Annotated in this window: 25 protein-coding genes; 8 read left to right on the top strand and 17 right to left on the bottom strand. The window is 58.8% G+C overall.

All coding sequences use genetic code 11. The features are described 5' to 3' along the window. Positions 1 to 105: 105 nt before the first annotated feature. Positions 106 to 1,242, bottom strand: a complete 1,137-nt coding sequence (locus AB6729_RS16460; protein ID WP_371082754.1) for a citrate synthase — start codon at positions 1,240 to 1,242, stop codon at positions 106 to 108. Positions 1,243 to 1,366: 124 nt separating this feature from the next. After that, on the bottom strand, positions 1,367 to 2,386 hold the full coding sequence (locus AB6729_RS16455; RefSeq protein WP_371082753.1) for an NAD(P)/FAD-dependent oxidoreductase: 1,020 nt from the start codon (positions 2,384 to 2,386) through the stop codon (positions 1,367 to 1,369). An 81-nt stretch (positions 2,387 to 2,467) separates the two neighbouring features. Between AB6729_RS16455 and AB6729_RS16450 the strand changes: the two genes are divergently transcribed. Both AB6729_RS16450 and AB6729_RS16445 read left to right on the top strand, forming a co-directional pair. After that, complete coding sequence (locus AB6729_RS16450) at positions 2,468 to 3,283, top strand: hypothetical protein (protein WP_371082751.1); 816 nt, start codon at positions 2,468 to 2,470, stop codon at positions 3,281 to 3,283. A 54-nt stretch (positions 3,284 to 3,337) separates the two neighbouring features. Next, entirely contained in the window at positions 3,338 to 4,078 is a 741-nt protein-coding gene (locus AB6729_RS16445; protein ID WP_371082750.1) for an energy transducer TonB, read from the top strand. Positions 4,079 to 4,345: 267 nt separating this feature from the next. Here AB6729_RS16445 and AB6729_RS16440 read toward each other — a convergent pair whose 3' ends face one another. From AB6729_RS16440 to AB6729_RS16425, 4 genes are all read right to left on the bottom strand, one after another. Then, positions 4,346 to 4,924, bottom strand: a complete 579-nt coding sequence (locus tag AB6729_RS16440) for a hypothetical protein (RefSeq protein ID WP_371082749.1) — start codon at positions 4,922 to 4,924, stop codon at positions 4,346 to 4,348. Positions 4,925 to 5,070: 146 nt separating this feature from the next. Further along, a complete protein-coding gene (gene polX / locus AB6729_RS16435; protein ID WP_371082748.1) occupies positions 5,071 to 6,825 on the bottom strand; it encodes a DNA polymerase/3'-5' exonuclease PolX in 1,755 nt (584 codons plus the stop codon). Positions 6,826 to 6,935: 110 nt separating this feature from the next. Then, the gene (locus AB6729_RS16430; RefSeq protein ID WP_047497695.1) at positions 6,936 to 7,151 is read right to left on the bottom strand and encodes a cold shock domain-containing protein; all 216 of its coding nucleotides are present in this window, start codon (positions 7,149 to 7,151) and stop codon (positions 6,936 to 6,938) included. A gap of 172 nt (positions 7,152 to 7,323) precedes the next feature. Next, positions 7,324 to 8,049 carry an NUDIX hydrolase gene (locus AB6729_RS16425; protein WP_371082747.1) on the bottom strand — a complete coding sequence of 242 codons (726 nt, stop codon included), beginning with the start codon at positions 8,047 to 8,049 and terminating at the stop codon, positions 7,324 to 7,326. 57 nt (positions 8,050 to 8,106) lie between these two features. On the opposite strand from AB6729_RS16425, the gene bshC reads away from it, so the two are divergent. The 3 genes from bshC to AB6729_RS16410 all read left to right on the top strand — a co-directional run bounded on the left by bshC (position 8,107) and on the right by AB6729_RS16410 (position 11,610). Beyond that, positions 8,107 to 9,723, top strand: coding sequence for a bacillithiol biosynthesis cysteine-adding enzyme BshC (gene bshC / locus AB6729_RS16420; protein WP_371082746.1), 1,617 nt, complete (start codon positions 8,107 to 8,109; stop codon positions 9,721 to 9,723). 135 nt (positions 9,724 to 9,858) lie between these two features. After that, a complete protein-coding gene (locus AB6729_RS16415; RefSeq protein ID WP_371082744.1) occupies positions 9,859 to 10,176 on the top strand; it encodes a hypothetical protein in 318 nt (105 codons plus the stop codon). Positions 10,177 to 10,224: 48 nt separating this feature from the next. Next, on the top strand, positions 10,225 to 11,610 hold the full coding sequence (locus AB6729_RS16410; RefSeq protein ID WP_371082743.1) for a glycoside hydrolase family 28 protein: 1,386 nt from the start codon (positions 10,225 to 10,227) through the stop codon (positions 11,608 to 11,610). A 180-nt stretch (positions 11,611 to 11,790) separates the two neighbouring features. Here the strand turns inward: AB6729_RS16410 and AB6729_RS16405 are convergent, their stop codons facing one another. From AB6729_RS16405 to AB6729_RS16395, 3 genes are read right to left on the bottom strand one after another with little or no spacing between them, the layout of a single operon-like run. Then, positions 11,791 to 12,156 (bottom strand): metal-sulfur cluster assembly factor, encoded by a 366-nt coding sequence (locus AB6729_RS16405; RefSeq protein WP_371082742.1) that lies wholly within the window; start codon positions 12,154 to 12,156, stop codon positions 11,791 to 11,793. A gap of 5 nt (positions 12,157 to 12,161) precedes the next feature. Continuing rightward, the gene (locus tag AB6729_RS16400; protein ID WP_371082741.1) at positions 12,162 to 13,073 is read right to left on the bottom strand and encodes a polyprenyl synthetase family protein; all 912 of its coding nucleotides are present in this window, start codon (positions 13,071 to 13,073) and stop codon (positions 12,162 to 12,164) included. Between the two features lie 25 nt (positions 13,074 to 13,098). Further along, positions 13,099 to 14,919, bottom strand: a complete 1,821-nt coding sequence (locus AB6729_RS16395; protein ID WP_371082740.1) for a hypothetical protein — start codon at positions 14,917 to 14,919, stop codon at positions 13,099 to 13,101. A gap of 107 nt (positions 14,920 to 15,026) precedes the next feature. Between AB6729_RS16395 and AB6729_RS16390 the strand changes: the two genes are divergently transcribed. Further along, entirely contained in the window at positions 15,027 to 16,625 is a 1,599-nt protein-coding gene (locus AB6729_RS16390) for a Na+/H+ antiporter (RefSeq protein WP_371082739.1), read from the top strand. A 2-nt stretch (positions 16,626 to 16,627) separates the two neighbouring features. On the opposite strand, the gene AB6729_RS16385 is transcribed toward AB6729_RS16390, so the two are convergent. From AB6729_RS16385 to AB6729_RS16370, 4 genes are all read right to left on the bottom strand, one after another. Next, positions 16,628 to 17,623 (bottom strand): DHH family phosphoesterase, encoded by a 996-nt coding sequence (locus AB6729_RS16385; RefSeq protein ID WP_371082738.1) that lies wholly within the window; start codon positions 17,621 to 17,623, stop codon positions 16,628 to 16,630. Beyond that, positions 17,620 to 18,543, bottom strand: a complete 924-nt coding sequence (locus AB6729_RS16380; RefSeq protein WP_371082737.1) for a ketopantoate reductase family protein — start codon at positions 18,541 to 18,543, stop codon at positions 17,620 to 17,622. Before AB6729_RS16380 ends, AB6729_RS16385 begins: the two co-directional genes overlap by 4 nt. Positions 18,544 to 18,547: 4 nt before the next feature. After that, a complete protein-coding gene (rseP, locus tag AB6729_RS16375; RefSeq protein WP_371082736.1) occupies positions 18,548 to 19,990 on the bottom strand; it encodes an RIP metalloprotease RseP in 1,443 nt (480 codons plus the stop codon). 83 nt (positions 19,991 to 20,073) lie between these two features. Further along, positions 20,074 to 21,246, bottom strand: a complete 1,173-nt coding sequence (locus AB6729_RS16370) for a 1-deoxy-D-xylulose-5-phosphate reductoisomerase (RefSeq protein WP_371082735.1) — start codon at positions 21,244 to 21,246, stop codon at positions 20,074 to 20,076. Between the two features lie 100 nt (positions 21,247 to 21,346). Between AB6729_RS16370 and AB6729_RS16365 the strand changes: the two genes are divergently transcribed. Both AB6729_RS16365 and AB6729_RS16360 read left to right on the top strand, forming a co-directional pair. Beyond that, a complete protein-coding gene (locus tag AB6729_RS16365; protein ID WP_371082734.1) occupies positions 21,347 to 21,772 on the top strand; it encodes a hypothetical protein in 426 nt (141 codons plus the stop codon). Positions 21,773 to 21,934: 162 nt separating this feature from the next. Then, positions 21,935 to 22,216: an HU family DNA-binding protein gene (locus AB6729_RS16360; protein WP_371082733.1), complete on the top strand. Its 282-nt coding sequence runs from the start codon at positions 21,935 to 21,937 to the stop codon at positions 22,214 to 22,216. 6 nt (positions 22,217 to 22,222) lie between these two features. On the opposite strand, the gene AB6729_RS16355 is transcribed toward AB6729_RS16360, so the two are convergent. From AB6729_RS16355 to AB6729_RS16340, 4 genes are all read right to left on the bottom strand, one after another. Beyond that, positions 22,223 to 22,654: an acyl-CoA thioesterase gene (locus AB6729_RS16355; RefSeq protein WP_371082732.1), complete on the bottom strand. Its 432-nt coding sequence runs from the start codon at positions 22,652 to 22,654 to the stop codon at positions 22,223 to 22,225. Positions 22,655 to 22,664: 10 nt separating this feature from the next. Beyond that, positions 22,665 to 23,285: a bifunctional nicotinamidase/pyrazinamidase gene (gene pncA, locus AB6729_RS16350; RefSeq protein WP_371082731.1), complete on the bottom strand. Its 621-nt coding sequence runs from the start codon at positions 23,283 to 23,285 to the stop codon at positions 22,665 to 22,667. Between the two features lie 86 nt (positions 23,286 to 23,371). After that, positions 23,372 to 25,039, bottom strand: a complete 1,668-nt coding sequence (locus tag AB6729_RS16345) for a hypothetical protein (protein ID WP_371082730.1) — start codon at positions 25,037 to 25,039, stop codon at positions 23,372 to 23,374. After that, the gene (locus AB6729_RS16340; RefSeq protein ID WP_371082729.1) at positions 25,032 to 25,805 is read right to left on the bottom strand and encodes an ABC transporter ATP-binding protein; all 774 of its coding nucleotides are present in this window, start codon (positions 25,803 to 25,805) and stop codon (positions 25,032 to 25,034) included. The genes AB6729_RS16345 and AB6729_RS16340 overlap by 8 nt, the downstream gene beginning before the upstream one ends. Positions 25,806 to 25,867 lie beyond the last annotated feature (62 nt).

The raw sequence follows: 25,867 nt of genomic DNA, 5'->3' as shown, positions 1-25,867 counted from the left end.
GGGACTGTGACAGTCCATAGACACCATCGCAAAAAGAAACGCCCTGACCGCATAAGCCTAAAGCCTATTCGGGCAGGGCACTTCGTGGCAATCGAACTGAAGAAATTACGAGCGCTGTCCCACGGGAATGTAAGGCGCGGGATAGGCCGGGCCGGTATATTCCGCGCGGGGACGGATCAGTCGATTGTTGTCATGCTGCTCGATGACGTGTGCTGCCCAGCCGGAGATGCGGCTTACCGCGAAGATGGGCGTGAACAGATCCATGTCGATGCCGAGCGTGGTGTAGGTGGAGGCGGAGTAGAAGTCGACGTTCGCGTTGAGCTTCTTTTCGCCGCGCACGTAGCCTTCAATCTTTTCGCTCATCTCGTACCACTTGGCATTGCCTGCGGCGGTGCCAAGGTCCTTTGACATGCGGCGCAGATGCGTGGCGCGGGGGTCTTCCGTCTTGTAGACACGATGGCCGAAGCCGGAAACCTTCACCTTGTTCGCCAGCAGGTCCTTCACGTATTCCACGGGGTCTGCTCCTGCGGCATCGATCTCGTAAAGCAGCTTCATCACGGCTTCGTTGGCGCCGCCGTGCAGTGGTCCCTTCAGCGCGCCAATGGCGCCGGTAATGGCGGAGTGCACATCGCTGAGTGTGGCGGCGATGACGCGTGCGGCGAAGGTGGAGGCGTTGAGTTCGTGGTCGGCGTGCAGGATCAGCGCAACGTCAAAGGCCTTCTCGGCTTCCGTGATGGGCTTTTCGCCGGTCAGCATGTAAAGGAAGTTGCCCGCGTGGCTGAGCGTGGTGTCAGCTTCGACCACGGCCTTGCCCTTGCGGATGCGATCGAAGTACGCCACGACCATGGGAATCTGTGAGGTGAGGCGGAAGCTCTTGCGGACGTTGGCTTCGTGGCTGGAGTCGGTGTCGTCCGGGTCGCCGATGCTGAGCAGGCTGACGGTGGTGCGGAGCACTTCCATCACGCTGGCTTCTTTGGGCAACGTCTTCAGGAAAGTGACCACGCTGGCCGGAAGGGTGCGCGTGGCTGCGAGCTTCTGCCTGAAGTCTTCCAGTTCCGCGGCGGTGGGCAGTGTGCCAAACCAAAGCAGGTACGTGGTTTCTTCAAAAGTGGACTTGGCGGCGAGCTCGTGAATATCGATGCCGCGATAGGAAAGGACGCCCGCCTCACCATCAATCCAGCAGATACCGGAGGTCGTAGCAACAATCCCTTCAAGCCCGCGTGGGGCAACTGCCTGCGACATGGATGATGACTCCTGAGTGGGTGGGCAATACAGCCTTATAAACCGCCGTTATATCGAAAGGTCTGTGCGGTTGTCATCACGTCTGCGCGAATATCGCGCTGCCCGGGCTGAGAGAATCCTGATTTCAGTCGGCATACTGCGGAAATCGCTGCGGGCGGAAGGCCTGCAGGTCAAGGACAGCAGGCTCGCCGAGGATCAGTTCGGACATGGCTTGTGCCGTTGCGGGGGCCAGCAGAATGCCGTTGCGGAAGTGTCCGGCAGCGACGAAAGAATGCTCGCCGGTACGGCCGATCAGGGGGAGATGGTCGGGTGTGTCGGGACGCAGACCGGCCCAGCGCTCCACCTCTGGCGCGTCGGCCAGGGCAGGCAGCAGAGCCGCTGCTTCGGCGCGTAAATGCTGGATATCTGTGTCGTGTACGGTGCGGTCGAAGCCCGCATCTTCAATCGTGGAACCGATCACAATGGTGCCATCCAGCCGCGGGATCAGGTAGATGTCGGGCGTGCGCACGACGATATTGCCGAGGCCACGCGCGGACATGGCTCCGGGGGCGTTCAAGCGCAGCATCTGGCCTTTGGCGGGATGCACAGGCGGCGGGCTCCACGCGCCGGTGCAGTCGAGAAACGTGCCGCAGGAGACCACGCTGTCCTTCACGCGGACGTCGACGCCGCCTTCACGCTGAAATGCGCCGCGGACGGGTGCGTCTTCCTGGATGGTGATGTCGGACCTGGTCACGGCGTCACGCAGTGCGGCAAAAAGCTTGCGCGGATCAAGGCTGGGTTCCGCGTGTCGGCGATAGCCCGATCCGGCGAGCGCCGGAAGCGTGGTGCGATGATGACGCCAGCCTTCGGCCTGTTCCAGCACCCATTCCGTCTCGAAGGGGACGCGCGTGCCGCCGCGCTCCGCAATGATTTCCAGGTAATCGCGATACAGATTGCTGCTGTGCTCGGCCATGGCCACCAGCTCCGGCGGGTGGGGATGGGTGGAATCGCTGGCGCCAATCATGCCGCCCGCAGCCCAGGAAGCCTGCTGTCCGGCGCGGCCACGCTCCACCACGGTCACAGCCACACCTGCGGCTCGCAGCTCCAGGGCGCATGAGAGGCCAATCAGTCCGGCACCAGCAATGACAACATCGGGGGATCGCATGCGTCTATTCTAAGTTCGCACCATGCGCGATTTGAAATCTGCGAAATCAGATACGAGTCGCAGAGTATCCGTGGAGGAACCGTGGACGATCAGACTTCCCATACCGACGCACAACGCTCCTATGCAGCATTGCTGCCCGTTGCTGTTGCGTTTTCCATTCTGCTGGCCATTGGCGCGCTTGTATGGTCCTTCGTGCTGCAGAACCGTCTGCAGAAGACAGAAGAAAAACTGGCCATGACGGATGAGCGCGCAGGCACGCTGCAACAGCGCATTTATGCCTCTGACGCACGGTCGCGCGCTGCATCGGAGACGTTTGCGCAGAAGCTGGGCACCACGCAGGCGCAGTTGGACGCGAAGGCCGCGTCCATCATGAAGCAGCAGAACATTGACAATGCGAAGCGCGAAGAAGCGGAAGCAAAGTTGAGCGAGAACGTTGTCGCCGTGAAGTCGGACGTGGGCTCTGTGAAGACGGACCTGGGTTCTACGAAGACAGACGTTGCCGCAACGAAGGCTGATCTGGCCGATACCAAAACGCAGTTGCAGCGCACGATTGGCGATGCGGGCGTGATGAGTGGCCTGATTGCGAAGAACCACGATGAGCTGGAAGATCTGAAGCACAAGGGTGATCGCACTTACTACGAGTTCACGCTGCAGAAGGGCGCGCAGCCCACGCTGCTGTCGTCCGTGAAGTTGCAGTTGAAGAAGGTGGATCAGAAGAAGGGCAAGTTCACGCTCAACCTCAGTTCCGACGATCGCAACATCGAGAAGAAGGATAAGACCCTGTATGAGCCGGTGCAGTTCTACAGCGGCAAGAATCCGGCGTTGTTTGAGATTGTGGTGAACAACGTGGGCAAGAACCAGGTGACGGGATATTTATCTGTCCCGAAGGGGCAATAGCTGTAACAAAACGATCAGCGTCGGTGTCTACAGTCCCAGCATTCTCTCTCGCAGATGGGACTGCTTATGTTCGAGATGTCGATCGTCGAATCGTCAGGCGCGCTGAGGTCAAACTCCGGCCGCTTTGTGTGGATCACCGCTACGTTCAACGCAATGATTGTCGGTGCGATGATCCTGGTTCCACTGCTGTATCCAGAGGCGTTGCCGCGGACCTCGTTGATGTCCGTGGTGACGGCTCCTCCTCCACCTCCCCATGCCACTCCCGTGCAACAAGCCACACCGCAACGGACTGTGAAGTCTGTGGCTGTGATGAATGTATTCACGGCTCCAACTGCTATTCCACACACGATTGATCGCGGGCATGATGATGCGCCGCCCACGACAGGGATAAATGTGGGCATGTCCATTGTTGGAGCTACGGATGGCGCTGGACTTGGTCCCGTAGGAGCCCTGGGAGTGGCTCCTCCTCCGCCAGTGGCGACTGTGACAAAGCCGAAGGTGACTGCTCCTGTGCTCATCTCCAGCGGCGTGATCGCAGGCAACAGGCTTTCCGGAAACAATCCTGTCTATCCAGCGATTGCAAAGGCTGCGGGTGTATCGGGTGCGGTGGTGTTGCGTGCCATCATCTCGAAGAACGGAGAGATGCAGCGGCTGACCGTAATCTCCGGCCCGGAGATGCTTCGCAGCAGTGCGGTGGCTGCGGTGCAGACGTGGCGGTATCGGCCTTACCTGTTGAATGGCGAACCCACGGATGTGGAGACAACCATTACCGTGAATTTCTCGCTCGGCGGATGAAGCGTGGAGCGGAGCTTATTGCAAGCTCCGCTCCTACTTGTACTTCAGCGAAGCTCCTACGGTCGGAGACCGTCATCCTGAGCGAAGTCGAAGGACCTGCATTCCTCTCAACCCACTACAACGTTTCGGGAAGTCGATGCCGCAACTTCAAGGCATACGTCTTCACTTTGACGCTCTCATACGGGATAAGAATGCAGGTCCTTCGACTGCACTTCGCTAACGCTTCGTTTCGCTCAGGATGACGGGCTTTGTGGCATCAGATGCCGCTTACTTCGGTAGTTTCACCTTTACGGTTTCCTGGTGATAGAAGCTAATGCTGACATCAGAGGCCTTGCGCTTGTTCCATACATCCTGTGGCACGTTGTACGCGAAGATGACGTAGCCGTGGCCGGTGGCGCCGGGAGCGATGGTGCTTTCGCGCAGCAATGGCGCGGGTGCAACGGCATCCAGCTTTGGCTGCATGGCAGGGAACATGGCGGCAAGGCGCGGCAGGTCTGTCTTCTCCAGCGCGCTGGCGGTCATGATGGTGCCGTCTTCCATGGTGAGTGTGCCGTCGATGCTTTTAAGGAAGAGCGGGACTTCCGTGTTGTCTTTCAATGCGATGTCGGCGATGACATAGGTGACGACGTCGGTTTGATTTTCGCCGACGAGTATGCCGCCGCCGCGTGCGTATTGGGCCGTGTATTCAAACGTCTGCAAAGGGCCAGCGGTGGCTGTGACCTCAGGGTGCAGGTACACCTTTGCAAACCATCCACCTGCTGCTGCAAGGATTCCCAGCGCAATCAGAATGGGCACCAGCATGCCACGCTGCCGCTTGTCACCGCCGTCCAGTTTCATCTCTGCCATTCGTGATTCCTTTTCGTCGCGCCGATAGGGCGGCCCCTTGGCCCTTGATTGATTTCGTGTGCGCCTTACCTGGGCCTTCGGCCTAGGCTAATATGTCGGCGCGCCTTTGGCGCTTGTTGTGGTGCTGTTATATGACGTCATTCTTTTCAAGGACGACTACGAAGCGCTTTGAGAAACGCATCGGCGTCGAGTGTGTTCAAAACGTCATCCTTTGTGAGCCATGCGCGACGAAGCTGCGTGATGCCGAAGCGCATCTTGTCCATGTCTTCCAGTGAGTGCGCGTCGGTGTTCACGCTGATCCTGCAGCCCAGTGATTTGGCTTTGCGCAGGTTGAGGTCACTGAGGTCGGCACGCGCGGGTGCTGCATTGTGCTCCACGGCAACGCCTAGTTCAGCGCACCGGCGCAGTACCTTGTCCATGTCGAATGGATACGGATCGCGCTTGAGTACCTTGCGGCCGGTAGGATGGCCGAGGATGTGCAGATGAGGATTTTCAACCGCACGCAGAAGACGTTCCGTTTGTTCTTCTGCCGGAAGATTGAAGGCAGAGTGGATGCTGCCGATGACGACATCCATCTGCGCCAGCGTTTCGTCTTCCAGGTCGAGCGAGCCGTCCTGCAGGATGTCCACCTCAATGCCGGCGAAGACGCGGATGCGGCCTTTCATCTCTGCATCCACCGCATGGATGGCGCGGATGTGATCGCGTGCGCGTGCGTCGTCCAGGCCATTGGTCATGGCGAGGTTTTTCGAATGGTCCGTGATGGCGATGTACTTCAATCCACGCAGCAGCGCGCCTTCTGCCATCTCGCGGATGGTGAAGCTGCCATCGGTGGCGACGGTGTGCATGTGTACGTCGCCACGAATGTCATCCAGCGTGATGAGCTGCGGCAGCGTGCTGGCTTCGGCCATTTCCAGCTCGCCACAGTTTTCACGCAGCTCCGGCGGAATCCACTGCATACCGAGTGCTGCGTAAATCTCTTCCTCGGTGGCGGCTGCGACGATGGCGCTTTCACCTTCCTGCGGATTCATGCGAGCCAACGCGTATTCGCTCAATGTATAGCCACGCTTCAGTGCTTTCTGGCGCAACAGTACGTTGTGCATCTTGGAGCCGGTGAAGTATTGCAGCGCCGCTCCGTAGCTTGCGCGCGGTAACAACCGTACATCTACCTGCAGTTGATTGCGCAGCGTGAAGCTTACCTTGTTCTGACCTCGGGCGATAAGCGTGTCGATCAGCGGGAGTGATGCGACATGCTCTACGGCTGCGCTGACCACATCCGGTTCACATGCGGGGCCGGTGACGAGAAGATCAAGGTCGCCGACGGATTCCTTGCCGCGTCGCAACGAACCTGCAGGTGTGATAGTTTCCATGCCGGGAAATTCACGGATGAGTTTGCTGATGGTTTCAGCGATCTCTGCTGCGTTGTCGATGCGGAAGCGTCCGCTGTTTTTCTTCGCGTCTTCAATGCCTTTGAGCAGCTTATCCACCTGCTTCTGTCCGAAGCGTGGCAGCTTTGCCAGATGGCCAGCTTTGGCGGCAGTTTCCAGCTCATCGATGTTGGAGATTTCGAGTGCGCTCCACATAAGCGCAACCGTCTTCGGCCCCATGCCGGGGAGTCGGAGAAGCTCCAGCATGGATGCCTTGTATTTCTTCAGCAGCTCATCGCGCAGTGGCATGGAACCGGTGCGGACCATGTCCACAATGTTCGAGGCCATGCCTTTGCCGATGCCGCCGATGGCAAGCAATTGCTTGGGATCGTCAACGAGGGTGACGAGAGGGGTGGTCTGCTGTTCCACTGCTTCCGCTGCGCGCCGATAGCTGCGTACGCGGAAGGGATCGGCTGCGTCAATCTCCAGCAGCGCCGCTGTTTCTTCCAGCAGGCGCGCCATGGTGATGTTGTCCATACGGAGATGAGACTACATTGGCGCAGTCTTAGTTGTGAGGTCTTCGTTGCGCAGAGAGGAGTTTGGGCGGGTTGAAGCCCGCCCTTTTTGGAGCCGCCCCGAATGAAGCGTTAGGCCGCCGTCAGAATAACTGCGTCGGCCTGCGGTCCTTTGGAGCCCTGAATCACATCGAACTCCACCGGGTCGCCTTCCTTCAGGCTCTTGTAGCCATCCAACTGGATCGCGCTATAGTGCACGAACACATCCGCGCCGCCATCATCGCGTCCCAGAAAGCCATAGCCCTTTGCATTGTTGAACCACTTCACTGTGCCCTTGTACTGTGCCACTCGTGCTCACCACTTGCGCAACCATCACGGCCTACGTGCTCGCTGGATTATCCGTCGCGAGGATGGTGCTTGATAGACGCGCTGAAGAAGATTTCGGAGCAGGGTAAGGTAAATTTTTCCGAAAAATTACAGCCTTCGGTGTCATGCCATTTCATGACATCGAAGGCTGGGTTTACTTGCCGGAAAGATCGCGCAGCCGCTGTGCATAGCTAAGTGCGCCGACGATGGTTTTGCCATCGTGAATCTCGCCTGCGGCGCACATCCGTACCAGTTCCGAGAGCGGCAGAAGGCGAACTTCAATCTTTTCATCATCCTCCGGCTCTGCGGTTCCAGCGACGATCCCGGTGGCGAGATAGATTTCCATCCACTCCGCCACGAAGCCGGGGCTGGCGTAGTAGCGGACGAGCTTCGTCCATTTCTTTGCGCGGTAGCCAGTTTCTTCAATGAGTTCACGCTTGGCGGCTGCGAGCGTTTTTTCGCCGGGTTCCACGCGTCCGGCAGGAAGTTCCAACAAATACTGGTCGGCGGCGTGGCGGAACTGACGCTCGATAACAACGAGAGGATCGGCGGGGTTGGTGCTTTCATCCACCGCTAACACAACGACCGAACCGGAGTGGCGAACGACATCGCGGATGGCTTCCACGCCGTTGGGCTCGCGTACTTTTTCCGTGTACACGCTGAAGACCTTGCCCTTGTACGCCTGTTTTGAGGACAGGATTTGCGCCTTGCCTTTGGGCAGGCGGGGCGCCTTAACAGGAAGCTTCGGCATCTCTGCGGAGGCCACCACGCCCTTCTTTGCTTTGGAGCTGGCTGGCTGGGTGGGTTTCTTCTTTGCGGGGGCGGTAGTTGCGGTACGCTTGGCCATAGCAATCAACGTATCAAAAGCTGCATCCAACACGTCGGACGTGCCATCCTATAGCCGACCCCCCGTGCAAGCGGAAGCTGTGACCTGTCTATGAGTTTTGAGTGTTATCCGATCACCGTTCTTCCGCATCTGTCGCGGCTCTTTGTGGACTACACGGAGCTGCGCACGGCTGCGCCGGATGCCCCGGTGCGCCGTTTTTATGCGGCTAGCCCGTTCGACGACCGCTGGATGCAGGGGCGGTCTGTACGTCTGCAACCGGAGCGTCATGTTCTGGTGGATGCGCTGACAGAACAGGCCAAGGGGTTTGGTTGTAGTGACACAACGTTTGCGAATCTGGAAAAACTTCGTAGTGGTGCAAAGTCCGTCGTCACCGGCCAGCAGGTAGGCCTGTTTGGTGGGCCGCTGCTGACGCTGATCAAGGCCGCCACAGCGATTCGCAAGGCACAGGTGGCCAGCCAGCGCGGCGTACCGCATGTGCCCATTTTCTGGATGGCCACGGAAGACCATGACCTGGATGAAGTGAACCAGGTTGCGTTCCTGGCAAAGCATGGCGTGGAGACCTTGCACTCCACTTTCCCGCAGCATCGTCAGCAGCCGGTGGGCAATCTGGCACTGGGTCCTCAGATTGAGGCCGTGCTGGAGAAGGCCGAAGAACTGCTTGCCTATGCGCCCATCACTGAACTTCTGCGCAGCAGCTATACGCCGCAGGACACGCTGGCTTCCGCGTTTGGCAAATTCATTGCTGGTGTCTTCGCGGAGTTTGGGCTGATTGTGATTGATGCCAGCACGCGCGCGTTCCACCAGATGGGTGCGCCGGTGCTGCGTGCGGCAATTGAAGATGCGGATGCGCTTCATGCGGCTGTTGTGCAGCGGAACCGTGACCTGGAAGCAGCGGGATATGCCGCGCAGGTGCTGGTGCATGACGACAGTACGCTGCTGTTTGTCATGGGCGAAGATGGCAACCGTGTTGCCCTGAAGCATGTTGTGGGAAGCACTGAGTGGAAAGCCGGTTCGCGCATTTATACCGCGGAAGAGCTGCTGGCGATTCTGGATACTGAACCGGAACGCATCAGCCCGAATGCGTTGCTGCGGCCGGTGTTTCAGGATGCGATTCTGCCCACGTCGGCTTACATTGGCGGCCCCGCGGAGATTGCATATTTTGCGCAGTTACAGCCGCTCTATGACGCCATGCTGGGTGCGCCGACGCCAATTCTCCCCCGCCTTTCCGGAACACTGGTTCCGTCGGCGATTCGCAGTGTGATGGACCAGCATGAGGTTGCGTTTCGTGATGCGTTGACCACCGCCGATGCGCTCTCGCAGCGACTGGCAGCGCGGGCCATGCCGATTGAAGGCAAGCGCAAAATTGCTGGCGCAGGCAATGCTCTGGATGCGGAATTGAAGGAAGTGGAGCAGTGGATGGGTGCGATGGACAGCAACCTGGGCCACAGCGCTTCGATTGCGGCGAACAAGATGCGTTACCAGATGAACCGGTTGCGGCGGCTGGCTGCGAACTGGCAACTGGAACGCGAGAGCTTCCTGCGCAAACATGCTGAGGCGATCACGCTGAACCTGTTTCCGAATGGGCATGTGCAGGAACGTCTGCTGGCTGGCGCGCAATTTCTGGCCGCGAGCACGCTGGACCTGCCGAGGATGCTGGTGGAGAATGCGGAGCAGGATTGTCCGGGCCATCGTGTGTTCGATATCTGATTTGCTCAATTGAGCGCATTTCGTATATTTCGTCATCCTGAGCGCGAGAGGAAAGCAGGTCCTTCGGCTTCGCTCAGGATGACGAACTTCGTTCGTTGGAGCTTCGCGACGCGGAAAGCGTAAAATCCTCTGCGTATGGCGAAGAAACAGGCGAAGGAAATCGGATTTGAGGTGATGTGTCCGGATTGCGGCGCGATGCTGCGCATTGATCCCGTGACGCAGACCATCATTGCTCACACACCCGCACCGCGAAAGCGCACGTTTGAAGACCTGGGCTCGGCCGCGAAGGCTGCGCGTGAGAACGATGCGCGGCGTGACAACATCTTTGCGCAATCCGTGGAAGCGCAAAAGAATCGTGACAGCATTCTGAATGCAAAGTTTGAAGAGGCTTTCCGTAAGGCGAAAGAAACGCCGGATACGGGCAAGCCGTTTCGCGAATTTGATCTGGATTAGTACTTCAAAAACAGGGAACAGGGTGCGATGGTTAGGAAAGTGAACTTCTTGCTTCGCGGCCTGTTGCCGCTGGTATTGCTTGCATCTGCTTCGCTGCATGCGGCTACGCTGCGTGTAAATGATTTTGGCGCTAAGGGTGACGGCGCTGCGGATGATACGAAGGCCATTCAACGCGCGCTGGATAAGGCCGCTGGGCACAACGATACGGTGACGTTTGCGCCGGGCATGTATCGCACGGGTTCCATCTTCGTGAAGAACAACACGCACCTTGAGATCCCCAAAGGCGTTACGTTAACTGGCATCCAATCGCTGAGTGCGTATCCGCTGATGCCTACGCGTGTGGCGGGCATTGAGATGACGTGGCCTGCGGCGCTGGTGAATGTGTACCGGCAGCAGCATGTGCAGATCAGCGGCGAAGGCACGATTGACGGCGACGGCAGCTACTGGTGGAAGAGCTACTGGGATCTGCGTGCCACGTATGAGCCGAAGGGGCTGCGCTGGGCAAGCGATTACGATGCGAAACGGCCTCGTTTGATCCAGGTGTTTGATTCGTCGGATGTGAAGCTGGGCGGTGGGTTGCAACTGCATCGGTCAGGCTTCTGGACAGTGCATATCTGCTACTCGCACGATGTCACGGTGGATGGTGTGACCATCCGCAACAACATTGGCGGCAAGGGGCCTTCGACGGATGGCATTGATATCGACAGCTCGCATGACATCCTGGTGCAACATGCGGACATTGATGTAAATGACGATGCGCTGTGTTTGAAGGCAGGGCGCGACAGCGATGGTCTGCGGGTGAATCGACCCACCTATAACGTTGTGATTCGCGATTCAGTGATTCGTTCTGGCGCGGCTGCAGTGACGTTTGGCAGCGAAACCTCTGGCGGATTTCGCAATGTGGAAGCGTACAACCTGACCGCGGAGAAGAATGTAAGCAACGGTGTGCTCATCAAGAGTGCGCGTGTCCGCGGCGGCTTCGGTGAGAACTTGCGCGTGCATGATCTTCATCTTGACGGTGTGAAAACACCGATCAAGGTAACGCTGAACTGGAACCCTTCGTACAGCTATGCCACGTTGCCAAAGGATGCCGATCCGAAGACGGTGCCGCCGTACTGGATTCCGCTGACAACGCCAGTGCCGCCGGAGAAGGGATTACCGCACTTCCACGACGTTCATATCTGGAATATCGATGCGAAGAATGCGACCACTGCGATCGATATGTCCGCGTATCCGAATGCAACGCTGGATAACTTCGTGATCGATCATGTAACGATTGCAGCGAAATCTGCGGGGAGCATTGCGAATACGCGGAATCTGAAGCTGAGCGAGATTCAGTTGCAGATTGAGGACGGCAGTGTTTTGAAGTTTACGGATAACACGGGTCTTCAGGGGCAGGATAAGGTGCGGTACGGCGTGGCATTGAAACCGTAGTCGCTTACCGGTTGCGTTGTAGTGGCGCGGAAGGGAAGCAGGTCCCCCCTTCGGCTTCGCTCGAGGGCATGCTTCGGCTTCGCTCAGGATGACGCGCTTTGCGCGCAGGTCTCTGCTTCGCTAAGCAGTGATGCTTTGCACTGTTGCAGGACGCCTTGCTTTGTCGGAAGTGTCAGATGCTTACAACGTGATGTTGATGAGGCCTTGTTTTGCGGGGCGATCTAGGCCTAGCTGCTGACGCGCCGCAGGCGTCATGCGGTCGGCAGACCATGCTGGTTCCCACACAACTTCAACTGTGGAGCGGCTGACTTCGCGCATGCCTGCCAGGCGGTTCTGCACCTGGCCAATGAGCAGGGCTTCGCGTTCGTCATTCGGTGCACGCATGGTGAGCGCGATGTGGACGAGGTAACGCGGCTCGTAGCCTGGCGCGTCTTCGTCGCGTGTGATGTGGATGCCGTAGACGAGGCCGAGATCGACGATGTTCACCTGTAGTTCCGGGTCAAAGCAGACACGGAGCGCATTGCGAACATCGTCTTCGGTAAGCATCGGAATTAGTGTGTGCGCTCCACCAGAGCGCGGGCCACGGCCTTCAGGCGATCAGCATTTGCGCCAAAGCGATCGAGTTCCGCAAGCGCATCCCGCAGCAGTTCTGCAGCGGTTGTGCGGCTGCTTTCAATGCCGAAGACGGCGGGCCATGTGGCTTTGTCGGTGGCTGTGTCTTTGCCTGCGGTCTTACCCAGTTCTTCGCTGCTCTGTGTCATGTCCAGCACGTCGTCGACGATCTGGAAGGCGAGCCCGGCCTTCTGTCCGAAGCGGCGGAGGCTGGCGACTTCATCGGCAGAGGCACCACCGATGAGTCCACCGGCAACGATGGAGACGGTGATGAGCGCGCCAGTCTTGGAGCGATGAATCGCTTCCACGCGCTCGGCGGTGGGCTTGCTGCCTTCGCCTTCAATGTCCCATACCTGGCCGCCGATCATGCCGGGCGCCAGGCCGTCGTAACCGACGCCGGTACCGGTGGCAATGGCGACTTCCTTCACGATTTCGATCTTTGCAAGTGCGTCGCCCGGCAGCTTGGCAAGTGTCTCGTAGGCCAGCGTCTGCAATGCGTCGCCTGCGAGGATGGCCATAGCTTCGCCGTAGACCACGTGGCAGGTGGGCTTGCCGCGTCGCAGATCGTCGTTGTCCAGCGCGGGCAGATCATCGTGGATGAGCGAATAGGTGTGCAGCATCTCGACGGCTGCACCGACGTCGGCTGCGCCATCGGGTAGTATGCCGCTGATCATGCGTGCGGACTCCAGCACCAGCATCGGGCGCAGGCGTTTGCCGCCCGCGAAGACGCTGTGACGCATGGCGCGATGGATATTGTGCGGCTGCGCATCCGGGCCGGGCAGCAGGCGTTCCAACGCTGCGTCGGTCTGGGCCACGCCTTCCTGAACGAGTTGCGAAAAATCTACAGACATGTGTGGATGAGCGATCTCTTTGATTCTACCGGACAAGGTTGCTGTGCGAGGATTCTTCGCGCTTTGCCGCGGCGATGACCACTAACAAACCCAACAGTGACAACACGCCGCCTGCCCACTGGTCCCAGGGCTTGCGGTATCGCGCCTCCACGCGATGCTGCCCAACACTGCGCAGAGGCACGGCAAGGAGTCCGTCGGGGCGCTGTGGCAGGGCCTTTTGTTCCACGCCGTCCAGCAACACATGCCAGCCACGGAAGCGACGCAGACGGACGATCAGTACGTCGCTGGCGTGGGCGGCATTGGCGGTGAAGATGAGGTCATCAGAATGATGAATTTGCTCTGCGGGTAGCGGGGTTCCTTTGGGGAAGGAGCCGTTGCCGCTGGCAGGTTGATTGCGTGCATCCTGCGCGATCCATGCCGGGGGAAGTTTGATCTTCAGCACGTCGTTGTCGTCGTTGGCAGGAGTGTATTCGTCCGTCTGCTCAAAGCCGTCGCCGCGATGAAAAAACATCCATTGCGGCGCCAGGCCCTCTTCGTCATCGCAACCCTGACGGAAGGCGCGATTGGCCAACCCATAACCCGCTGCGAGTGCCAGCAATATGCCAGCCAGTATCCATGCGGCATTGGTCGTACGTGTCACTGCGTGGGATGCGGTGATGCGTTTCAACATCAGCATCACCACGGTCACGGAAACCGCGCCCTGCATGGCGAGAAAGCGCCACGGGAATTGCAGGAAGTTGAGTTGTGGTGCGTGATGCCACACGGGGCCTGAGAGTGGCATTTGCAGCAGCAGCACGACGATGCTGTAGATCATCAGCACAGGCACCGCGATGTGCCATGTGTTGTGTTGTTGCAGGTACGCGTCGCGGTCGTGCATTCCGGTGAACAAACGCACGTGTTTGCGTTGCAGGAACAGAGCTATGCCGCCGCACAGGAGTGCTGCGGCAACCAGTACGATAGCGATGGTAGACGTGTGGAGCAGAACGCCATTGTGGAACTCATCGTTCGTATATTCGAAAAGGTAGTTCGCTTCGGGACGTGCGGCGGGCGTCAACGCTGCGGTCAGCGTGATGAATTTGCGTTCGATGGCGAAGGGGAAGAGGTAAAACGCATCGAGCAGAAGGCCGAGGAAAAATCCTGCGGTGACACGACCAAAGTAGGGCCATGCTTTTTTGCGGTCTTTGCGCAGTAGATAAAGCCAGCGCATGCCGCCAATGAGCAGCATGGAATAGCAACCGACGACCGCAGCGGGTGCATTGGTGATCCATAGCAGTGCGATGGCAACAGCAATGCGCCATGCCGTCACGCGTTCACGCAGCAGAGCGATCAGCAGTAGCGGCATCCATGCGGCGGCCATCAACTCCGCATAGGCTGTGCGCTCGTAGGCGCAGAAGAGCATGTACGGGTTCACCAGATAGAGGCAGCCGCCGAAGATGGCGAGGCCCGGTGAGACCCATCGCCGCAACAGGCGATGCATGGTGACGCCGCTGAGGAAGAGAGTGAGCGCGGTGAAGCTGAAGACGATGCCGCTCCAGGGCAGCAGTAATGTCAGCAGCGCGCCGGTGATCCATGAGAGTGGTGGATAGAAGAGCAGGCGTGGCTCGCCCGCGTCCCATGCGGCGTGGAAGGACCACACAGGTTTCACAATGCCGCTCTTCCACTGTGTGCTGGCTTCCATCCAACTGCGCAGGTGAAAGTCGAAGTCGTGACCGCAGGAGTAGCCGTGTGTGAGCAGAGGCAGGGCTGCCAACACTGCGGCGAGCGCCAGGACGATCCACGCAAGCGCATCGGCTTGTGTGACAAAGCGCGCAGGGCGTCTCGTCTCTGTTTTTGCTCTGTCCAACATGCTGATTCTTACCAGTCTAGCTTTATGGGAAGAGTTTGTTTGGTAATTCCATATTCGTATCCCGTCCCATTTGCATGAAGTGGTGTTGAGGATGGCACACTAGAGGGGTGAACCTTCATGTCCTGCAATCCCTGCTCCTGGGGCTGCTGATTGCGATTGCACTGATCGCAGGAGTGGCACGGCGGCTTTCTGTCTCTTATCCCATCGTTCTGGTGCTGGCAGGATTGTTTGCCTCGTTTCTGCCGGTGGTTCCGGATATTCCGCTGCCGCCGAACCTGGTGTTTCTGGTCTTTCTGCCGCCGCTGCTGTTTGCGGCTGCGTGGCAAACGTCGTGGACAGATTTCAAATACAACATCGTCACTATCAGTTCGCTGGCGGTTGGGCTGGTGTTCTTCACCGCGATCGGCGTAGCGGTGGCGGCACATTATTTTCTGCCGGAGTTCGATTGGCGGATCGGCTTTCTGCTGGGTGCGGTGGTATCGCCTACAGATGCGGTTGCGGCCACCTCGATTGCTCGCAAGATCGGCATGCCGAAACGCATTGTGGACATCCTGGAGGGTGAGAGCCTGCTGAACGACGCCACAGGCCTGCTTGCGCTGGAGTTTGGCGTGGACATGCTGCTGCGCGGCGCCGCACCTACGCTTACGGAAGGCGTTCTTCGGCTGCTGTGGTTGTTTGTGGGTGGTGTGGGCGCGGGGCTGCTGTGCGGTCGGGTGGTGGTGTGGTTTGAACGCTACATCGACGACGGGCCGGTGGAGATTGCCGTTTCCTTCATCGTGGCCTATGGCTCGTATCTGACGGCCGAGGCTATACATGCCTCCGGCGTGATTGCCGTGGTGGTGTGCGGCCTGTTCATGAGCCGCATGAGTGCGACGTTCTTTTCGCCCGGGGTGCGGTTGCAGATTACCGCGGTGTGGGATGCGGCTGAGTTTCTGCTGAACGGTCTGGTCTTCCTGTTGCTGGGTATGCAGATACAGCCTGTGCTGAACGGCATCCGTGGATTCACCCGCACGCAGGCTGTTCTTTATGGTCTTAGCTTCGCGGCGGTACTGATCGCGCTGCGTTTGCTGTGGTGTTTCCCCATGGCGCACGTCACGTACCGGTTGCGCAGCCGTTTTCAACATCAACCGGAGCCGAAGCCTTCGGGTAGCAGCATCTTCGTGATGGGATGGACAGGAATGCGTGGCGTGGTGGCGCTGGCTGCTGCGAACTCGCTACCCAATCGGCTTTCCAATGGCCAACCATTTCACCAGCGCAACATGATCATCTTCCTCACGTTCTGCGTCATCCTGGTGACGCTGGTGCTGCAGGGGCTTTCGCTACCGGCACTGCTGCGTGTGTTGCGGTTGAAGAATGTTCCCACCAGCGAGTGCGATGAAGGAGAAGCACGCCGCATCCTGATCCGGAGCGCGATGGGCTATCTGTCCACGGCGCGCAATGAGGATGATCCCGAGCTGCATCATGCATACGACGATCTGCTGCATCAGTACGAACATCGGCTGGAGTCTATCCAGGATTGCGGACCGGGTGTGCCAGCGCAGGATCGTCATGCGCGTTCCATGGAGACCATTCTTGCGGAGACGTACCGAACAGAGCGTCAGCAATTGATCGCATTGCGCGATGAGGGGCGTGTGGACGAAAGCGTCTACCGTACCCTGGAGCGCGAACTGGATCTGGACGAAAGCAGGCTGCAGAGTTCCACGTAGGGTTAGCTCTGATCTGTGGGCAGAACGTTGCGCTGATCGAGAGCTTTCAACTCTGCTGTCACTTCCGCGGCAATGCGGCGTGCTTCATCCACGCGGTCCACAGGAACGCTGATGGCGCCCACGCGAGGATGACCGCCGCCGCCGTAGCGTTCGCAGATGGCCGCGATGTTCGCGAGTTTGTCTGCGGACACGGTTGTCCATGGATTGGTGCCCACAGATATCTTGGTGCGGAAGCTGGACTTCGACAGGCCGACGACATACACGCCCTGCGGCAGCAGGTAGTACGGAATGAATTTGTTGTAGCCCTCGGTGGGCTGATCGGTGATGTCGAAGGTGATCACACCGCGGTCACTGGCAGCGCGTGAACGCAGCAGCGTGATGTCGCGATGATGTTTCTCCAGTCGCGGCTGCACCTCTGCCTGCACAAAGTTTTCCTGCAGCGTATCCATCAGCGGCTGCGATGTGAGCAGCGGAATCAGTCGCGGAATGAAGGTGGGATCGCTGGTGCCTTCAATCGCCATCATCAGTTTCATGGCCGGTGCGGCAAGACCCACGGCGGCATCAGCCGATTCAAACTTCGCGCCGTCGATGATGTCGGCCCATAGCAGCAGGCCTTCCAGGCCCTTGGTGCTGAAGCCGAATTTCTCACGAGCGATGTCTGCGATGAAGCCAGTGCAGGAGATGCGCGTGGGATCGAAGAACTTCTTGCCGGACGTGTCTTGCAAAAAGTGCTCGCGGTCGGCTTTGGTCAGGAACGCGCTCTGGTGATGATCGAACCACCATGTCAGCTTGGGCGAATCGTAATACTTGAAGTCGACGATCGCGTTTTCATCGCCGCTGAAGTCTGCGGGATCAAACTGCGCTCCGGCCTTGTGGGCAAGGCCCTGGTAGCTGTATTCCGTGGCGGTGCCGATGCATTCGCGATGGAACCTGGTGAACAGCGATGCGGAACATGCGCCGTCGAAACAGTTGTTGTGATACAGCACGCGCAGGTTCATCCACGCCTTCCTTCGTACACCTTCAGGTGTGTGTAAGCCGCGCCCAGCAGCGGCGCTTTTATGCCGTTGGCGCGGGCCAGCAGATCGCCCAGGATGTGGTCGGCTTCCACGGGCAGTCCCTTGGTCATGTCGCGATACAGGGACGATGTGAGAGACGAGCCTGGCTCGGTCATGCGCTGTGCGTGGCCTTTGGCGAACTCTGCATCGGCGGGATGACCATTGGCCGTGGCAATGGCGATGGCTTCGTCCTGTACCGCAAGCGCCATCGCAACGCCGTGTTCGCCAGTGGCGACGATCTCGCCCACATTACCGCCACCCAGTACGCAGACCGCACCCATGGTGGAGAGAATCCACCACTTCTGCCACATGGTGTCGATGATGTCTTTCGATAGTGCGAGCGTGATGCCGGGAACGGCAAAGGTATCGTGCAGCGCCTGTGCGCGCGAGGTTACTGTGCCATCGATCTCGCCGAAATTCATGTGATCCAGCTTCGTCATCTGGCGGATCAGGCCGTCAGGTTCCACATCGCAGACAATGCGCACGGAACCGCCCATGACCTTCTCTTTGCCGTAGCGTTGCACAAGTGTGTCGAGATGGCTCATGCCGTTCAGGATGGGCACGATGACGGTGTTGTCGCCAACTGCAGCAGCGAAGTCGTTCATGGCGCTATCCAGCGAATACGCCTTCACGCTGAGGATGACAACGTCGAATGTGCCTGCGGTCTTCAGTTCGTCTGCGGTGATGAGCTTTGGCTCGGTGAGCACAGCATCGCCGGATGGGCCGACGATGCGAATGCCTTCGCGCTGCAACTGTTCCTTGCGTTGGCCACGCACAAGAAACGTGACATCGCGAGCAGCCAGTGCCATGCGTCCGCCAAAGTATCCGCCGGTGGCGCCGGCGCCCACCATCAGAATGCGCATTGCGTTATCCCTTATGGCTGAAGATGGCCAGCTTGGTGATGTCGTTGAAGATGACAAACATCGCAAACAGGATGATGCAGACAAATGCCGCCTGGTAGATGCGCTCCTTCAACTGCGCATTCACATCGCGACGGATGATGCTTTCAATCACAAGGAAGAGGATCATGCCGCCGTCAAGGATGGGCATGGGCAACAGGTTGAAGATGCCCAGGTTCAGGCTGATGGCTGCAGCAAGACTCAGCACGGTCCATGTGCCCATTTCGCGCGCCATGCCTACCTGCTGCGCAATGCCGACCGGGCCGCTCAGGTTGCGCACGGAGACCTGTCGCTTGAACATGCCACCCAGTACGTCAAACACCAGCGTGGAATTCTTGGTGAAGTCCTTCCAGCCGGTTTTGATGGCCACGTCTATCGGCTGTTTTGTTGTCACTACTGGCGGCGGTATTACGGCAAAGCCCAGCTTGTAGGCCTGCGTACCGTTGGTTCCGGGCGTGAGACGTGGTGTGATGGGAACCTGCAGGGTCTCGCCTTTGCGCTCAATGGTGAGCGTTACGGCGCGGCCATCCACATCGTTCAGATAGGCGCTGGTGGCTTCGGTGCCGTGGAATTTATGGCCATCAATGGCCACGATCTGATCGCCCTTCTCCAAACCTGCACGTGCTGCCGGTGTGGTGCTGTCGGGCAGATCGTTGATCACCACCGGACCTTCCTGCGGACGCGGCACCAGGCCCAACACCGTGGAGACATTTTCCGGGCCGAAATCTTCCGGCTTGCCGGTGTAGTTGACGGGCAGCTCAGTGTCCACGCGGTTGCCGTTGTGGATGTACGAGAAGGGAAGTGTCTGGCCTGCCTTCAGGCCGCTGAACATCATCACGTCCTGCCATGTGGGGTTCGTGATGCCGTCAAAGCGGACAATCTGATCGCCCACCTGGATGCCGGTTTTTGCAGCGGGTGAGTTGGCTACAACGTAATCCAGCTCACCACGATCCTGCAGATACTCGATGGTTTCGTGGTGGTAGTGCGCAACGAGCGTGAACACAAAGATAGCCAGGATGAAGTTGGCAATGGGGCCTGCCAGCGCAATCACCATGCGCTGCCAGCGCGGCTTCGCGTTAAAGTTGCCGGAGTCTTCGCCAGGACGCGCGGAGTGCAACGCGCCGTCCGGAGAATTGGGATCGAGACTTTCGCTGGGCGAGGTCTGGATCATCTCCATCTCGGTTTCGCCCGTCATCTTTACGTATCCGCCAATGGGCAGCGCGCAGACCTTGTAGTCGGTGCCGTTATGCACATAGCCAAACAGCCGCTTGCCCATGCCGATGGAGAATGCTTCCACGCGGACACCGAAAAGCTTCGCAGCGGCAAAGTGACCGAACTCGTGCACCAGGACCATGACGCCCAGGATGACGAGGAAATAGACAAAGGTGATAAGCATTTCGGCGATGTGCAAACAGACCCTCTCGTACTACGCACGGCCAGCCTTAAGCCAGTCCGTGCAACATGAAGTTTAGACGCTTTGAACCGGACACGGAGTTAGGCGCGCGCCAGCGTCTCCGATGCCACCTGGCGGGCGGTTTCGCGAGCTGCTGCATCCGCTTCCAGAACTTCGGCAATTGTCGTCGGATGGGCCACTGGCGTCCGTTCCAGTACGCGTTCAATGGTGTTTGGGATGCCAAGAAAGGGTAGATCACCCTTCAGAAATGCTGCAACGGCAATTTCATCCGCCGCGTTCAACGCAATGCAGTGCGACGGACCAGCCTCGGCTGCTTCATACGCCAGTCGCAGGCAGGGAAAACGCTTGAAGTCCGGCTCCTCGAAATCCAACTGCGCCAGCGCGGCCATATCGAACGTCAGGTCGCTGGGAACACGCTCGGGATAGGCCATCGCGTACAGAATGGGCAGCCGCATGTCCGTGACGGAAAGCTGCGCGAGGATACTGCCGTCCACGTATTCCACCAGCGAATGGATGGTGGACTGTGGATGAATGGTGACCTTCACCTTGCTCGCGGGCAGATCGAAGAGGCGGCAGGCCTCGATGATTTCCAGCCCCTTGTTCAGCATGGTGGCGCTGTCAATGGTGATGCGCTGTCCCATGACCCATGTGGGGTGCTTCAACGCTTGCGCAGGAGTGATGTCTTCGAAGTCCTTCAACGGCGTGTTACGGAAGGGGCCGCCACTGGCCGTCAGCCATATCTGCTTCACTTCGTTGGTTGTGCCCGCACGCATGGCCTGATGGATCGCGTTGTGTTCGCTGTCAATGGGCAGGATGGTGACGTTGTGTTTCTTTGCTGCGGCAATGATGAGTTCACCCGCGGCCACCATGGCTTCCTTGTTGGCCAGGCCAATGGTCTTGCCCGCATTAACAGCAGCGTAGGTCGCTTCCAGACCGGCAACACCCACAATGGCGCTGACCACGAAGTTCACTTCCGGCAGCGTGGCCACGCGAACCGTACCCGCAGTTTCGTAGACGACCTCGATGCCGGTGATGCCTGCGGCTTTCAACTTTTCCGTCAACTGTGCGGCGAGCGCTTCCGTGGCAACGGAGATCACCTGCGGACGCCAGCGCACGCACTGCTGGAAGGCCAGGTCCAGGTTTGTTCCGGCGGCGAGTGAGACCACGCGATAGCGCTCCGGGTAGCGCTCGCAGATGTCCAGGGTGCTGGTTCCAATGGAGCCGGTGGAACCGAGAATAGCGATGTTCTTCATCACCTTTCATTTTCTCAGATAGGCCATGCGTGCGGTGCTATCGTTCGTGTGCGAGGTGCAAATGGCTGCACGCGGTTGCTGGAGTCCGGGTAGAGTCATCGTGGTAGCGACAGTCCTTTGCGGCACGCTGGATATCGCTGATGCCGCAATCTTTACCGTCGCCCACGGGCATGATCCGCTGGTAATGCTTCGTTCCATTGCCGCCTGCCTGCTTGGTCCAAACGCGATGCGAGGCGGTTATGCCATGTCTCTGGTCGGACTGGGCATGCATTTCCTGATCGCAGCCTTTTGGGCCAGCCTACACGTGCTGTTGCCCGGCAGAACAGTTGCTGCGGGGCGCTATCCACTTGTCGTTGGCATCGTTTACGGCTTGTTTATCTATGGAGTGATGAACTACGCCGTCCTGCCGCATACAGCACTACATATTCCGCTCCCCCGGCCCGGCCCCGGCATGGTGAATGGGGTGCTGGCGTTAGTGATGCTCTTCGGCGTGCCGCTCAGTCTGCTCCATCGAAAACGCTGCTGACCCGTACCGGTTTTTCCTCATGCAGGTCCGCTGATCTCCCTTCGTTTCTTCGTGATCGTTTAAGTTGGCGTGGTTCCATTGCGCGCCGCCCGGTGTACACTCCATGCATCCCCGTGAGAAATCGCGGGTTGGCAGACAGGGTTTCGCAAGGAGGCATCCCGTATGACCAAGGCAGATCTCGTGGATGGCGTGACCGCCTCCGGCGACCTTACCCGCCGCGATGGCGAAGTGATCGTGGACACATTCTTCGAGGGCATTATCGACGCCATTCGCGGCGATGAGAAAGTGGAGATCCGCGGCTTCGGTTCGTTCCGCATCCGCCAGCGGAATGCGCGCATCGGCCGCAATCCCAAGACAGGCGACAAAGTGGAAGTGCCCGCCAAGCGCGTGCCCTATTTCAAGCCGTCCAAGGAACTCCGCGACCTGGTCAACGCCACGGAGTAATCCGGCTTAGTTTTCCTTTTCCAGTAACTTGCGAAACGCCTGGGCATATGGCTCGGGCAATTCGCGTTTGGTCATCTCGCGGCTCACCACCACGTGGCTGGTGGAGCCTTCGCAGAGCAGCTTGCCGTCTTCCACGCGGACCACCTCGTATGCCATCTTCAATACGGGGCCGCGCATGGCGGTAATGCGCGTGCGCACGGCGATTTCATCGTCGTACCGGGCGGATGCGCGGTAGCGCGCTTCCACGCTGACGACTGCGATCAGACAGCCGTAGTCCTTTTCCAGATCGGCATAGGCAAGTCCCAGAGAACGCATCAGTTCCACGCGCCCCACCTCAAACCAGATCAGATAATTCGCATGGTAGACCACGCCCATCTGGTCGGTTTCGGCATAGCGGACGCGGAGTCGGGCTTCGGCGTGGAAGGGTTGCTGCGGCATGACTTTCAGTCTAACGGCCCGGCAGCGCTTCACTGGTGACAGTGCGCACACCGGCTTCCTGCCATCGCCTGGACATCTCCGCCATGGATTTTGGATCAATGCCGCGCACGGCATCCGTGATGACGGTGATGTTGAATCCAAGCTGCTTCCCGTCCAGTGCGGAAAATCCGACGCAGTAATCCCACGCCAGACCGCACAGGTACAGGTCGGTAATGCTTTTTTCGCGGAAATACCCCGCAAGCCCGGTGCAGGTACTGTGATCGTTTTCCAGGAAAGCGGAGTAGGAATCGATATTGAGCCGAAACCCTTTGCGCAGGATCAGACCGGCGTGAGGCAGATCGAGGCCGGCTGCCAGCTCTGCGCCGGGAGTGCTCTGGATGGTGTGATCCGGCCATAGCGCCTGCGTTCCATAAGCGGCTTCCACGGTGTCTGTGAAGGGTTGTTTGCCGTGGGTGGACGCGAACGAGATGTGTCCCGCGGGATGCCAGTCCTGCGTCATGGCGATCTCGGCGAACTTCCCGCCCAAACGGTTAATGATGGGGATCACCTCGTCCCCTTGAGGGACAGCCAATGAACCCTTCGGGAGAAAGTCCTGTTGCACGTCGATGACCAGCAGCGCTGCGTTTGCCATACGACCTATGATTCCATTCCATCTGATTGGATTCTTTACCTCTGCTTTGATTTTCTGCATTGGTGGTGAATGTTAGCCGCTAAATATTATGTGCTGAGGCCAAGGGTTCGCACATCGCTGTCTGATTCGCCAAGGAACGGGTCGCTGGAGACAGAGTGTGAGGGAAGTCTGCGAAGGAAGTGCAATAGAGCATGGATAGCGACGGCTGAGAGCAGAGCCGAGGCCAATCGGACGAGCGATGTGCGTGCCCAATACTCCAGCGTGAACATGATGGACAGGAATACCGGGACACCGAAGATGTACATGGCCAGCGTTAACGGCAGGCTGCTGCGTTCGGGCTGTGCTGGACGCGTGAATGGCACGCTGTCTGTCAGGAAAAAGAAGACGTCCGTGAGCAGGATGGCTGCGGCCGTGCAGAAGCAGTCCTGGCGAAAGATGTCTGCTGTGTTCCAGTGGCATGTGGCCAGAGTGACTGTGAATACCGCGATCACGACAAGACAGACAAGCAGGACGAAGAGCTTGATGGTGGTGACGACGCGTGTGGTGATGAGCGGCGCCATTTGGAAGATCCAGCGGGCACGTAGTTCTTCCGGCAGAAGGAAGGCAACGCGCAGGCCAGCGACTGTCCAGAACAGCAGGATGGGGAGCGCCTTGTGAATCCCTGCGGGGTCAATTGAGACGGTGAGGCGTGCTGCCTGCGTGTTGAATGTTACGGAGATGGCGACCGCCAGAGCGATGCCGGAGCCGCAGTAAGCAGCCAGCATCACGTGATATCGACTGAGGCGTGTGAGTGTCTGGGTGAGGAAGTGGAAGATGGCCCGCTGATCGGGATCACGCAGGAGAATGCGGTGCAGTAGTTGCTGCACGATGCCGCGACTGCTCCGTCGCGCTGTGTGTGCACCTTCAATTGCCATGCGCTGGCGGCGCTTCCATGCGGTGGGGTAGAGCAATGCGGTTGCCATCAGTAGGACGGGCAGGCATTGAGCCACGTGATGCGACAGATGCGCAGCGTACGGCGTGGCTGTGGGGCCACCCAGCAGCGTTTCATAAAGCGAGAGAAACCAGAGGGCTGGCAGTTTGGCCGCAACCGGAATGTCGCCCTGCAATAGCGATGGCAAGTGTTCGCCGACGGTAAAGACGCGCAGGAAGAGTGTGAGCGATACGGTTACGATCAACGTTTGCACGATGGGTGCGATGTGGTGAAACCACCGCTCGGGAACAATCACGATGATGAGTGCTTCCAGTGCGAGCACAGCGAGTGACGATGCGATGCCTGCGGTAAAGACAGCTACGGCGTGCGACAGCATGGCGCGTGGCATCTCGGCACCGTAGAGCATGGGGAAGATCAGTGTGCCGAAGAGATTGGACGCGAGCAGAAACATGCCGAGGAAGCTGGCGACGGATGCGAGCCTGGCCCCGAAAAGCGTCCGCGAGTGGATAGGCAGAGGCAGCAGGATAAGGAAATCCGCGCGTGACGGGAAGAGGCGCTCCCACTGCAGCGCGGTGACGCAGGCCATGACGCAGATCGAGTACAGCACAAAAAGGTAATGCAACTCTGCCAGGGACCAGGGCGGAACGAAGCGGATCGGTACCCTGCTTTCCAGCAGGACGAGCCAGAACGCTGCCAGGAGCATAGGCGCAGCAACCCCTGCGAGCATGCGGGTGGTGCCGGTTTGCGATGCGTCTTCGCCCGTGGCGTAGAGCATGCGCGTGAAGTGGCGAGTGAGTGTGCGGAAGGGCAAGGATTCAGGCATGGTCCACCTGCATGACATGGACGAGGTCTTCCGCGAGTGAGGCGGTATCGGTCTGTTGCACAAGCTGCGCAAAGACGCGCTCCAACGTGGGTTGCTGATTCATCTGGATCAACTCCTTCGGCGTCGCATCGGCAAGCATTGCGCCATGGGAGAGGATCACCACGCGATCGCACACCTGCTCGACCACTTCCAAAACATGCGAGATGTACAGCACGGCCTTGCCTTCGCGACGCAGCGCAACCAGCAGATCCTTGAAGATCCGCGCGGTTACTGCGTCCAGGCCGCTGAGCGGTTCATCGAACAGGATCAGATCCGGGTTATGCAGCAGCGCGGCACTCAACAGAACGCGCTGTTTCATGCCTTTGCTGTAGTCGTGGATAGGGGATTCCAGCGCAGTCTTCAGACTGAAAAGCTCCAACAGTCCACGTGCCTTGCGTTCGATGAGGGCCTCCGGCATGCCGCGCAGGCGACCCACCAGTTGCAGATACTCGAGTCCGCTGAGATGCGTGTAGACCTGCGCTTCTTCGGGAACATAGCCAAGACGCGCGCGATAGGCGGGCAGGTCGTCGTGGATGTTGCGTCCACGGAAGAGGACCTGGCCGTGCGTCGGTTCAATCATCCCCGTAATCATCTTCACGGTAGTGGACTTTCCTGCGCCGTTGGGACCGAGATAGCCAAGGACTTCTCCGGCTGCGATGGCGAAGCTGACTTCGTGAACCACGGGAATGCCGTGATAGCGCTTGGTGACATGGCGAAGCTCGAGCATGTTCGCACCCCTATGTAGAAAACTATCTACACTTGACATGCCTATGCAGTCAAGTAGATATC

Source organism: Terriglobus sp. RCC_193 (assembly GCF_041355105.1).
Taxonomy (GTDB): Bacteria; Acidobacteriota; Terriglobia; order Terriglobales; family Acidobacteriaceae; genus Terriglobus.
Note: the sequence above shows the minus strand (reverse complement) of the source record. Positions and strands in the feature narration are given on the sequence as shown.